The sequence below is a fragment of the Micromonospora sp. NBC_01405 genome, from assembly GCF_045040155.1.
Taxonomy (GTDB): domain Bacteria; phylum Actinomycetota; class Actinomycetes; order Mycobacteriales; family Micromonosporaceae; genus Micromonospora.
Map to the genome: position 1 here is coordinate 5,059,818 of NZ_CP109532.1, position 12,495 is coordinate 5,072,312.

Annotated in this window: 7 protein-coding genes; 4 read left to right on the forward strand and 3 right to left on the reverse strand. The window is 74.2% G+C overall.

The window, feature by feature from the left end; all coding sequences use genetic code 11:
- Positions 1 to 58: 58 nt before the first annotated feature.
- Complete coding sequence (locus OG559_RS22220) at positions 59 to 3,958, reverse strand: S8 family peptidase (protein ID WP_405106566.1); 3,900 nt, start codon at positions 3,956 to 3,958, stop codon at positions 59 to 61.
- Between the two features lie 385 nt (positions 3,959 to 4,343).
- Positions 4,344 to 4,832 (reverse strand): GNAT family N-acetyltransferase, encoded by a 489-nt coding sequence (locus OG559_RS22225; RefSeq protein WP_405106568.1) that lies wholly within the window; start codon positions 4,830 to 4,832, stop codon positions 4,344 to 4,346.
- 109 nt (positions 4,833 to 4,941) lie between these two features.
- Between OG559_RS22225 and wrbA the strand changes: the two genes are divergently transcribed.
- Positions 4,942 to 5,562, forward strand: coding sequence for an NAD(P)H:quinone oxidoreductase (gene wrbA / locus OG559_RS22230; protein ID WP_387025565.1), 621 nt, complete (start codon positions 4,942 to 4,944; stop codon positions 5,560 to 5,562).
- Positions 5,563 to 5,627: 65 nt separating this feature from the next.
- Here wrbA and OG559_RS22235 read toward each other — a convergent pair whose 3' ends face one another.
- On the reverse strand, positions 5,628 to 7,577 hold the full coding sequence (locus tag OG559_RS22235) for a chorismate-binding protein (RefSeq protein ID WP_405106570.1): 1,950 nt from the start codon (positions 7,575 to 7,577) through the stop codon (positions 5,628 to 5,630).
- A gap of 282 nt (positions 7,578 to 7,859) precedes the next feature.
- On the opposite strand from OG559_RS22235, the gene OG559_RS22240 reads away from it, so the two are divergent.
- From OG559_RS22240 to OG559_RS22250, 3 genes are all read left to right on the forward strand, one after another.
- Entirely contained in the window at positions 7,860 to 9,272 is a 1,413-nt protein-coding gene (locus OG559_RS22240; RefSeq protein WP_405106572.1) for an FGGY family carbohydrate kinase, read from the forward strand.
- A gap of 96 nt (positions 9,273 to 9,368) precedes the next feature.
- Entirely contained in the window at positions 9,369 to 11,999 is a 2,631-nt protein-coding gene (locus OG559_RS22245) for a nitrate- and nitrite sensing domain-containing protein (RefSeq protein WP_405106574.1), read from the forward strand.
- A gap of 5 nt (positions 12,000 to 12,004) precedes the next feature.
- The gene (locus OG559_RS22250; RefSeq protein WP_387025571.1) at positions 12,005 to 12,418 is read left to right on the forward strand and encodes a roadblock/LC7 domain-containing protein; all 414 of its coding nucleotides are present in this window, start codon (positions 12,005 to 12,007) and stop codon (positions 12,416 to 12,418) included.
- Positions 12,419 to 12,495 lie beyond the last annotated feature (77 nt).

Below are 12,495 nucleotides of genomic sequence, written 5' to 3' on the forward strand. Positions count from 1 at the left end.
GGGCTCCCTGACGGTGGGGCGCGGACGGGAGTGTCCGACCGCGCCCCACCACGGTGAGCTACCGGAGGGCGTACGCCCGCTGGACGGTCTGCTCGGTTCGGTTGCCGTCGGCGTCCCAGGCGTTGACGTTCAGCCAGACGTAGCCGTCCGTGCTGGACAACGCCGGGTGAACGGTGCGGACGTTGAACTTCCCGCCGCCGGTCGACACCGCCCGCGCGGGGTGCCAGGTGGCCCCTCCGTCAGTCGACGCCGAGACGGTCATCCCCTTCACCCGCGACCTGTCGGGGGTGAGCCCGTGCGCGGCCGCGGTGATCGTGAACTGGTGTCCCCGGCCGGCCTTGGCCTGGTTGTTCAGGTCCAGTTCAAGGTCGTAGTCGAGCTGCAGCACCGGCTGGAACGCGCACGAGCCGGTGCCGATCGGACAGGCGTACCCGGCCGGGGTGCCCTTCGTCGGGGTCGCCGAGCGGAAGGTGTAGACGGAGTCCACCCGGGGGGCGAGGGTCTGGACCGAGGTGAGCCCGTAGCCGGTGTCCGTGGTCTCCAGGCGGTAGACGCCCGACCCGGCCGGTAGCTGGAAGCGGCGCGGGGACGTGGTCAGCGGTGGGATCACCACGCCGTTCCGGGTCAGCTTCCAGGTGCTGTTGGCGGTGGAGGCGACCATGCTGTGTCCGGCGGTGCCGTCCAGCCAGTACTGCCCGGCGAGGAAGATGTCGCCGTCCCGGCAGAACCCGCAGGTGTTCTGCCGCACCACGGGCGACGTGACCTCGAGCGCCCCGATCCGGGTGGGCGCGGCGAACCACGACTCGTCCCGGCTGCGGGTGCCCGCCCGGAAGTAGTCGTCCGAGGTCCACCAGAACTGTTCCTCCCCGCCCGCCTGGGTCTTGCCCACCTGCACGATGTACCGCAGCCACTGCAGGTGGTCACCCTCACCGACGTACTCGGTACGTGCGGTCGGGCCGGGGAACCGCCAGGTGCTCTGCGAGGACCACGGGTCCCTCGGACCCAGCGTCCCCCAGATCGAGTCGAACATGAGCGGCTTGTCGGCGTGGTAGGTCGTCTTCAGCTTCACCATCGCCTTCGGGTCCACCGGCCGCTCCGGCGTGCCCGGCACGCCGTTGGGGTGGTCCCGACGCAGGTGGTAGACGTACGACGGGCCGCTGGTGCCGCCCAGGGTGACGGTGCTCCTGCCGCGCCTGCGCAGCGACTCACCCTCGTCGCGGGACAGGGTGAGGGCGAGCATCGTGTCGGTGCTCGGCACGAGGTTGCCCAGCAGCGCGGGAGCCCTCGCGACGTCCACATAGATCAGGGTGAGCCCGGCCCCCGCGGCTGCCGCGTTGTCCCGTGCCGTACGCGCCGCGTTCTGCGCGTACGCGTGCCGCCACGGCCACTCCATGTCCGTCGGGATCTGGATCCGGATCAGCGCCGCCTTGCCCCTGACGCCGGCTGCGGCCAACTCCTGCGGGCTACCGGCACCGGCGAACACCATCGGCAGGTTTCGCTTCCTGCCGTCCAGGTGGCTGCTGGCGGACAGCAGGTCGTAGTCCGGTGCGAGCCGGCCCCCACCCCGCACCCGCAGGTCCACGAGCGCCTCGGACAGGGTCCACTGGTTGTGGAACTCGAAGAAGCCGATCTTCACCGGCTTGGTCGGCGTGGCGTAGCCCTCGTACTGGCTGCCGCCGATGAGCATCGCGAAGGGCAGCACCGAGCCGTCGGCCAACCCGCGAAGGGTGCCGTAGCTGACGCTCGGCATGTCGGTCGGCGCAGCCGTGGGCGGCCGGACGTTGACCGCCGTGCGGGCGTCCAACGTCACCTCGGTCGGCGCGGTGACCTCTACCTCGGTCTCGGTCATCAGCGTCGCCCGCCGGACGCCCTCCTCGTGCTCCATCATCGCTACCTGGATGTCGTACACCCCGACCGGCAGGCGCATCGTCACGACACCGTTGCGGGCCATCTCGTAGTACGCCGGCAGCGTCATCGGGTCGTTGTCGACCGGGTTGTCGACCCTGATCGCGCCCACCGTCTCCGGGCGCGGGGTGTCGCCCCTGGACCCGACGAGCCGGATGGTCACCGGCTGCATCGCGGTCTCCTTGTACCAGGACAGCGCGGTCCGCACCGACACCGAGCCGTCGGCGGTGCTCGCGAGCAGCAGACCGCCGTACCCACCGGTCGGGCCGGCCTTGGGGTCCACGGTGAACGTCACCTCGGCGGCACCCTTCGCAGGGACGACGACGCTGTTCGCGGAGAGCGTGGCGGAACCGGCGGGCACCGGCTTGCCGTCGAACGCCTTCACGTCCAGCGCGAGGTTGAGCGTGACCGGGGCGCTGCCGGCGTTGGTGTAGGTGACCTTCCGCTCGATCGGTGCCTGCGTGCCGTCGGCGATCCTGCCCACGTTGACCGTGGCCGAGCCGTAGACATGCTGCTGGAGGGCGCGCGGAACGTCCAGCCGCCCGGTGCCGCCCTGCCACCACGAGTAGGCGCCGGCCTTGGTGGTGGTCACCAGCGCGTCCTTGAGCTGCGCCGGGGTCCAGTCCGGGTTGGCCTGGGCGAGCAGTGCGGCTGCGCCGGCAACGTGGGGCGTGGCCATCGAGGTGCCGCTGACCCTGGTGTACTGCCCGTCCACGATCGGCCAGAGGGAGGTGCCGGCCGCGCGGGCCGCCACGATCTCGGCGCCCGGCGCGGTGATCTCCGGCTTGACCGCGGCGTCGCCGTAGCGGGGACCACGGTTGGAGAACGGCGCGAGCGCGTCCCGCTTGTCGACCGCTCCGACGGTCAGCGCGGCGTTCGCCGCGCCGGGGCTGCCGATGGCGAGGTCACCCTGGTTGTTGCCGGCGGCGACCACGAACAGCGTGCCGGTGGAGGCGGTCAGCGAGTCGACCGCCTGGCTCATCGGGTCGGTGCCGTCGGTGGTGGTGGGCGCCGACAGGCTCATGTTGACCACGTCGGCCCCCTGTGCGGCGGCCCACTCCATGCTGGCGATGATCCAGGAGTCCTGCCCGAACCCGCTGCTGTCGAGGGCCTTCGCCGAGAGCACCTGGGCGCCCGGTGCCACACCCTTGTGACGTCCGCCGGAGGCGGCGCCGGTGCCGGCCACCGTGGAGGCCACGTGGGTACCGTGGCCGTGGTGGTCGACGCCGTCCGCTTCGCCGGTGAAGTTGGCGATGCCGGCAATGTTGCCGGACAGGTCCGGGTGGGTCGGGTCGATGCCGGTGTCGATCACACCGACCTTCACCCCGGTGCCGGTGACACCCGCCGCCCAGGCGGCGGGGGCGCCGATCTGGGGCACGCTCTCGGCCAGGTTGACCTTGAACTTGCGGTCCAGCCAGACCTTTTCGACGCTCCTGCCGAGTGCGGCGCGGGCGGTGCGGTCGGGCGTGGCCGGGGCGAGCGCGTTCCAGAACTCCCCGGCATCCGCCGTCGACACGCTCAGCGCCGCCCCGTCGATGCTGGCCAACGTGCGCTTGTTCTCGCTGGCCGGTAGCGCGTCGGCCTGTCGGGTCAGGGTCTTGGCGGCCGGGTCGCCGTGGAAGGTGACGATCACCGGCAGGGTCTTCGCGGTGCCGGTGATTCCCTGGCGGACCAGTTCGCGGACGTTGAACAGGTCGCGCTCCAGGAAACCGGAGGTCACGTACGGTGCCGCGTCGGACGGGATGACGAACAGGTCGTCGCCGCTGCCCTGAACGGTGAACGTGGCGGACCGGGTCGGATCGTCGGCGGCGTCGACCGCGTACGTCGATCGGCCGTCGGCACCGGTGGTCACGGTGACCGTGTCACCGGTGAGCAGCGGTACGCGGTGCGTGCCGATCTCTCCCGGTTCGGGTCGTGGGGCCGACGGGGCTGTCGGGGGTGGCGGATCGTCCGGTGTGGCCGGTTCGGCGAGCGCCGGGTGGGTTGAGGTCAGGACCAGAGCCGTGCCGGTGACGGCGGCGGCGAGAGCACGGGTGAACCGCGCAGCAGACATTGACAGCCTCCTTGCAAGGTGGCCCGAAGCTACCGCAGCCACCCGGCACTGTGAAGATCCATCCCATACGTTTTCCCTGGTAGGGGGGCATCTTTTGTGATCCACTCTGGATAAATGATGATCGCCGATGGTTCGTCATGGCCCGAAAGCATCCGTAGCCTCCACGGTGGATAAGTCGGTTACGGAACCGGTTCCGGCGTGGTGTTGATGTTGGCGAGATCGGACCGGCCCCCGGCCCCGGCATCACGGCGGATGGTGTCGGGTCGACCCGGTTGCGCCGGCCGGCCGAGGGTCGTACCGGGACGCGCCGTGTCGCCCATCGCCGACCCGCGCTTCGGTGCGGAACTTCGCCGGTTGCGCGTTGGCGGGCCCGGCCGCCGGCCGGTCAGAGCCGGCGGTGCATGACGAGCAGGTCGACGTACCCCCGGCTCGGGTGCCGGAAGCCCTCGGGGATCCGGCCGACCACCGCGAAGCCGAGGGACCGCCACAGCGCGACCGCCCGCTCGTTGCTGGCCACCACCGCGTTGAACTGCATCGCCCGGTAGCCCTCGGCCCGGGCGAGGTCCAGCACGTGCGCGCCCAGCGCCCGGCCCACCCCGCGCCCGGCGGCGGCAGGGGAGACCATGAAGCTCGCGTTGGCCACGTGGTCGCCGGGGCCGAGCTGGTTGGGGGCCAGCTTCGCCGTCCCCAGCACCGTCCCGTCGTCGTCGACGGCGACGACCGCGCGGGCGGGCGGGCCGGGCAGCCACAGCCGCCGGGCGGTCGCCTCGTCGACGTCCCGGGGCCAGGTGTACGTCTCACCGGCGGCCACGATCCGGCGCAGGAACGGCCAGATCTCGGGCCAGTCGGCGGCGGTGGCCTCCCTGATCGGCATGCGCCGAGCATGCCAGCGCGCGGCCCGGCGGCGGCACCGACCCGGCGTTTGCGGTCGCGGGGAACGGGTAGGCGCGGGAGCTGACCTGAATCGAGGAGAGGAACATCTGATGGACGGCCAGATCAAGGTCGCGGTGATCTACTACAGCGCGACCGGCATCACGTACCAGATGGCGGTTGCGGCTGCCGAGGCCGCCGGGGAGGCCGGTGCGGAGGTCCGCCTGCGCAAGGTGCGTGAGCTGGCGCCGGACGAGGCGATCCGCTCCAACTCGGGGTGGCAGGCGCACCGCCTGGAGACCCAGGAGGTCATGGAGGCCGAGCCCGACGACCTGTCCTGGGCCGACGTGGTGATCTTCGGCTCGCCGACCCGGTACGGCATGGTCGCCGCGCAGCTCAAGCAGTTCATCGACACCACCGGCCCGCTGTGGGCGCAGGGCGCGCTGGCCGACAAGGTCTACTCCGCGTTCACCTCGACGGCGACCACGCACGGCGGGCAGGAGTCCACGCTGCTGTCGCTGCTGACGGTCTTCTACCACTGGGGCGGCGTCGTGGTCACCCCCGGCTATACCGACCCGAGCCAGTTCATCGCCGGCAACCCGTACGGCGCCTCGCACACCAGCAACAACGGCGAGGTGGCCCCGGACTCCGTGGCGCTCGGCGCGACGGCGCTGACCGCGAAGCGGGCGGTGCGGATCGGCGCGGCGCTGAAGAAGGGCATGGCCGCCGGCTGACTCCTCTTCGTTCGGCGACCGGTGGCGGTACGAGAGCCTCGTCCGGCCACCGGTCGCCGGCATCCCTACCCCCGGTCGGCGGATCCAGGCGCGGAACCGGCCGGCGTCGGGTGCGCGTCGGCCGGCGAGCGACCCGGTGGCACCGACAGCAGGTGCCCGAGCAGGTCGGCCAGCACCGCCAGGCCGTCGCGGCTGAGCACCGACTCGGGGTGGAACTGCACGCCGGCGAAGCCGGGCCCGCGCAGCGCGTGCACCGCGTGGTCGACGGGGTCCCGGGACAGCTCCACCGGCCCGTACGCGGTGGCCACCCGGTCGGCGTCGGCGACGGGGGTGAAGGTGGAGTAGAACCCGACCCTCCGGTTGGTGCCGAACACCGTGACGTCCCGCTGTAACCCCTGGTAGGGCGCGTCCCGGCGGTGCAGCGGCAGCCCCAGCAGCCCGGCCAGGAGCTGGTGGCTCAGGCACACGGCCAGGGTGGGGGCGGCGACGGCGAGCCGCCCGGCGAGCAGACCGCGCAGGGCGGCCATCTTCGGCTGGTCCACCGCCCGTGGGTCACCGGGGCCGGGGCCGGCCACCACCAGGTCGTACCCGTCGGTGGCGGCGCGGTGCCACGGGGTCAGCTCGACGGCCAGCCCGAGGGCGCGTAGCTGGTGGGCGAGCATGCCCGTGAAGGTGTCCTCGCCGTCCACGATCAGAGCCCGGCGACCGGTCAGCCCGGGCAGCGCCACCGCCCCCGTGGGCCGCTGATCCAGCCAGAACCGGGCCAGCGGGGCGTTGCGGGCGGCCAGCGCCGCCCGTACCTCCGGGTCGTCGGCGAGCCGGTCGACCGGGCCGGGACCCCGGTCGGGGGCGTCGGGGCGCAGGCCGAGGGCGGCCAGCACCCCGGCGGCCTTCGCGTGGGTCTCGGCCACCTCGCCCTCGGGCGTGGAGTGGCGCACCAGGGTCGCCCCGACCGGCACCCGCAGCGCGCCGGCGGGGGAGATCTCGGCGGTCCGGATCAGGATCGGCGCGTCCAGGGTCTGCCGGCCGGCGTCGTCGCGGCCCAGCAGGGCCAGCACCCCGGCGTAGTAGCGCCGCCCGGTCGTCTCGTGCCGGGCGATCACCCGGCAGGCGTTCTCCATCGGGCTGCCCGTCACGGTGGGGGCGAACATCGTCTCCCGCAGCACCTCCCGCACGTCCAGGCGGCCCCGCCCGGCCAGCAGGTACTCGGTGTGCGCCAGGTGGGACATCTCCTTGAGGTACGGGCCGACGACCTGCCCGCCGTGCTCGGCGACGCAGGCCATCATCTTCAGCTCCTCGTCGAGCACCATGTACAGCTCGTCGACCTCCTTCGGGTCGGTGAGGAAGCGCAGCAACGCCGCCCGGTCCGCCGTCCCGCCGTGCCGGAAGGTGCCGCTGATCGGGTTCATCATGACCAGCCCGTCGTCGACGCTGACGTGCCGCTCCGGGCTGGCCCCGACGAGGATCCGCGTCCCGGTGTGCACCACGAACGTCCAGTACGCGCCCCGCTCGCGCAGCAGCAGCCGGCGCAGCGCGGCCAGGGCGGCGACCAGCGGGGAGCCCTGCACGGTGGCCCGCAGGGCGCGGTGGATGACGAAGTTCGCCCCCTCGCCCCGGCCGATCTCCTCGGCGAGCACCCGGGCGACGATGTCGGCGTACTCGGCGTCGGCGATGTCGAACCCGGCGTCGGCGGTGGCCACCGGGGCGTCGGGCAGGGCGGCGAGCGCGTCGGCCAGGGGCAACCGGGCGTGCCCGGCGATCTCCAGGCACTCCAGCGGGGTGCCGTCGTCCACACAGTCGAACCCGCGCTCGGTGACCTGCCGGTAGGGCACCAGCGCCAGGGTGCGGGGGCCGGGCGGCCCGTCGGGCAGCGGGACGTCGGCGAGCCGGTCGACGGGGCGTACCGTGCCGGTGAAGAGCTCCAGATGGTCGGCGCCCTCGCGGCGCACGAGCGCGAAGGGGCCGGGGTCGACGCCGCGGGCGACGGCGGCGAGCAGGTCGTGCGGGCTGGTCATGGGGTTTCTCCTGTGGGCCGGGCGTCGCCGTCGGGGGCGGCCCTGGGCCGGGGGAGAGAACCGGCGACCGCCTTGTCGGGCGGCCGCGTGGGAAGCTACGCGCGGGGGTGGGCCGCCGGGTCGGCGGGCCACCAGCAGGTCGGTTGCGCGGGCATGTGATCACCCTACGCGCGCCGCCGCGTGCCCGGAACCCGATCCCGGGGTACGGGACCGGGCGGCGGCCACCTGCGGCGACGCGGACCGCCGGGCCGCCGGGCCGGTCGCCGGGTACGGTGATCGACGATGGACATCCTCGCCCTCGACCTGGGCACCTCCTCGGTGCGGGGTCTCGTGCTGGACACCGGCGCGACCCCGCGGCCCGGCGCCCTCGCCCGCCGCAAGGTGCGCCTCACCGTCGACGACGACGGCGCCGGCACCCTCGACGGCCCCACCTACCTGGCCTGCCTCGCCGAGTGCCTGGACGAGCTGGCCGCCGGCGGTCACCTGCGCGACGTCGGGCTGGTCGCCGTCTCAGCCCAGTGGCACTCGGTGCTGCCGGTGGACCGGGCCGGCGAGCCGCTCGGTCCGGTGCTCACCTGGCTGGACACCCGCCCGGCGCCCCCGGCCGGCGCGACCGGCCCGGCCGACGAGGCCGCCTACCACCGGCGCACCGGCACCTGGTGGCACCGCTGCTACTGGTCGGTCCGGCTGCCCTGGCTGCGGGAGCGCACCTCGACCCGGCCGGCCCGGTTCCTCGGCCTGGCCGAGTTCGTGCTCGGCGCCCTGCTCGACGCGGCCCCGATGTCGGTGTCCGAGGCATCCGGCACCGGGCTGCTCGACCTGGGCTCGCTGACCTGGGACGCCGAGGCGTGCGAGCTGGCCGGCGCGGGCCCGGGAGAGCTGCCCGAGCTGGCCCCCGACGGTTGGCGGGGCCGGCTGCGGCGGGAGCACGCCCGCCGCTGGCCGCAGCTCGCCGACGCGGCCTGGGCTGCGCCGGTGGGGGACGGGGCCGCCTCGAACGTCGGCTCCGGCGCGGTGGGCCCGGGCCGGGCGGCGGTGACCGTCGGCACGTCAGCGGCCGTCCGGCTGGTCCAGGCCATGCCGGCCGGCGCGGAGCTGCCGCCGCTGCCCGCCGGGCTGTGGCGGTACCGGGTCGACCACGACCACGTGGTCACCGGGGCGGCGTACTCCAGCGGGGGCAACCTGTTCGCCTGGGCCGGGCGGGAGCTGCGGCTGCCCGAGGGCGCCGAACTGGACGCCGCGCTGGCGCGGATCGCCCCGGGCGGCGGGGTGTCGGCCAACCCGCGTTTCGGCGGCGACCGGCCGCCCGGGCACGCCCCGGCCGGCGCCGGCGAGCTGCGCGGGCTGAGCCTCGGCACCGGCGCGGTCGACATCCTCGCCGGACTGATGTCCGGGATCTGCCGGCTGGTCGCCACCGACCTGGCCGAGCTGGAGTCCACCGTGGACGGGCCGGTCGAGGTGGTGCTGGGCGGCGGCGCGCTGGCCGCGTCCGAGTGGTGGCGGGAGTCGTTCGCGGCCGTCCTGGCACCTCGCCGGGTGCGCTACCGGCCCGACCCGGAGATCGGCGCGACCGGCGCGGCCCGGGTGGCGCTGGGCCGGCTGGACGCGCCGGTGGCGCTCCGCGACATCGGCCGGACGGATGAGGTGTCCTCACCGACCCCGTCAGCTCCGCGCAGCCCTCGGTATCCTTCCTGAGCTTCTGCTCAGGTGAGCCCGTTGACAGCGGCGGCTTGGCTGGTTGGATGGACCCCGCTCCCCGATGCGGCGGACGCGAGGGCCTAGGAGGCATGTGTGGGCGTAGGTCCCGACCCGGCCGGGAGTGGGGTGTCCAACCACAGTCGGCGCCGGTTCGACGTCCGCGTCGTGCCGCACCGCCGCCGCTCGCCGTTTCGGCTGCGGGACTGGCGGATGGGAACCAAGCTCGTCACGGTGCTCGTCATTCCCTCGGTGGCGTTCCTGGTGCTGGCCGGGGTGCAGACCCGGGGGCTGGTCGGGCAGACCACGACGCTGAGCGACTTCGCCCGGCAGGTCAGCATCGGCCGGGAGATCACCGCCGTGGTGCACCAGCTCCAACAGGAACGCGACCGCACCGCCGGTGAGCTGGCCGAGCTGCGCCGGGTCGGCGGCCGGGCCGACCGGGACGCCGCGATCGCCGCGCTGCGGCCGTTGTATGCCGCCAGCGACGCCGCAGTGCGGGAGCTGCGGCGGGCAGCCGGCCCGCTGGCCGACGCCGACGCCGCCTGGCAGATCGCCTACTCGCAGGCGCTGGAGGCGTACGACCAGGTGATCTACATCCGGCCGACCGTGCCCCCGGCGGTGCTGGCCAGCGACACCGTCCTCGGCAACTACCACCGGGCGGTCGACGCGCTGCTGACCCTGCTCGCCCAGCCCTCGCCGGGCGAGGGCCAGCGGGTGCTCAACGACAGCGTGCTGCGCTACGTCCAGCTCGCCCGGGTCAAGGAGCTGTCCTCCCGGGCCCGAGCCGAGCTCTACGCCGCCGCCCGCGCCGGCCGGTACGGAGTGGCGGACCAGGTCAAGCTGACCGACCTGCGGGCCCAGCAGCTCACCGCCCTCGGCGCGTTCCGGGTGGCCGCCACCGCCGACCAGATCCGCCGGTACGACGCGGCCTCGGCGGAGCCGGCCCTTGCCGCCGCCACGAAGCTGGAGGAGCAGAGCCTGCCCAGCGGCGGCGCCGCGCCGCGGGTGCTGAACGCGCCGCAGTGGTGGGTGGCCAGCGAGCAGCGCCAGGATCGGCTGCGACAGTTGGAGGTGGGCGTCCTCGGCGACGCGGTGACCCGGGCCGATGACGCCAGATCCGGGCAGTTGCGGACCACCCTGCTGGTGGTCGGCGGGATCGGCACGGTGCTGCTGGTCGCCCTGCTGATCTCGGTGGTGGTCGGGCGGTCCGTCGCCCGCTCGATGCGGTTGCTTCGTGGCCAGGCGCTGCGGATCGCCCAGATCGACCTGCCCGACGCTCTCGACCAGCTGCGGCAGGTCAACAGCGGGGTGTCCGACATCGAGGTGCCGCCGGCGGTGGTCCGCTCGCTGGACGAGATCGGCGAGTTGGCCGAGGCGTTCGTCGCGGTGCACCGCAGCGCGGTCAGCGTCGCGGTGGAGCAGGCGACCATGCGTCGCAACGTCAACCTGATGTTCGTCAACCTGGCCCGGCGCAGCCAGGTGCTGGTGGAGCGGCAGCTCGACCTCCTCGACGGCCTGGAACGCGACGAGAGCGACCCGGACCAACTGGAGAACCTGTTCCGGCTCGACCACCTCGCCGCCCGGCTGCGGCGCAACGACGAGAGCCTGCTGGTGCTCGCCGGCAGCGAGTCGACCCGGCGGTGGAACCGCCCGGTGAGTCTCGCCGCCGTGCTGCTGGCCGCGAGCGCCGAGATCGAGCACTACCAGCGGGTACACCGCGGACAGGTGGCCGACCTGCACGTCGTCGGGCACGTCATCGGCGACCTGGTGCACCTGTTCGCCGAGCTGCTGGAGAACGCCACCGCGTTCTCTCGGCCGGACACCGTCGTGTTCGTCGCCGCCCGATCCGAGGGCCCCGGCGCCCTGGTGGAGCTGACCGACCGGGGGCTGGGGATGAGCCCGGCCGCGCTGGCCGAGGCGAACGAGGTGCTGGCGTCCCCGCCGGCAGCCGACGTCGCGGCGTCCGAGCGGATGGGCCTGTTCGTGGTGAGCCACCTGGCCGCCCGGCACGCGGTGCAGGTGCGCCTGCACCCCCGCGAGGACGGCCTGGTGGCCCTGGTCCGGATTCCGGCGGCCCTGCTCACCGACGCCCCGCCGGTCCAGCTCGACCCGCCGCCGTCACGGCGGATGCTGACCACCGCGCTGACCCCGACGGCGCGCCCGGGTGGGGTCGTTGCCGCGCGGAACGGCGTTGCGGGGTCCGCGCGGGCCGGCTTCGCCGTTGCCGCCGGGTCCGCGCAGCCGGGCGGCACCGCCGCGGGCCGGGCCGGCGACGGCGGCCCGGCGGGCCCGGGCGAGCCGCCGGTGGCCGGTCGCCCGCCGCGACGGGTGACCGTGCCGCGGCAGTCCCGGCCGGTGCCGGTGCGGGCGGATGACGTGCTCGCCCCGGCCGCCGGGATGCCCGCGGATGCCGGGGGCGGCTGGTGGTCGCGGGAGGGCCCGGCCCCGGGCTCCGCCCCGGCGGCCCCGGCGCCCCCGGCGGTCCCGGTCACCGGGGGCACCAACGAGCGCGGCCTGCCGGTGCGGGTGCCGATGGCGCAGCTGTCCGCTGTGACGCGGCCCGCCCGGCCGCAGGAGCCGACTCCACGGCACGACCCGGACCCGGAAGCCGTCGGCGGCATGCTGTCCCGGCTTTACAGCGGGGTGCGGCGGGCCGAGGCTGAGGAGACCACCGAGATCATCCTGCCGCCGGCCGGCGGGAGCACCGAAGGGGGACAACAGTGATGACGTTGAGCCAGGAAGCCCGGGACCTGAGCTGGCTGGTGAGCGGGTTCGCGGAGCGGGTGCCCGGTGTGGCGCACGCGATCGTGGTCTCGTCCGACGGGCTGCTCGTGGCGATCTCCGACCACCTGCCCCGCGACAACGCCGACAAGCTCGCCGCGGTCACCTCGGGCCTGATGAGCATCGCCGCCGGGGCGGCGCAGATGTTCGACGACGACATCGTCAAGCAGACGGTGGTGGAGATGGGTCGCGGGTACTTCCTGGTGATGCAGGTCCGCGACGGCTCGATCCTGGCCACCCTGGCGGCCGGGGACGCCGACATCGGCGTGGTCGGCTACGAGATGGCCCGGCTGGCCAAGCAGACCGGTGAGATGCTCACTCCGGCGCTGCGGGCCGAACTCCAGCAGGCGCTGCCCCGCTGACCACGTCGTCCCGGCCCCGTCCGACGGGGCCGGGACGACGCGACCATTCGACGCCACCCGGGCGGGCGCGGCCGTGC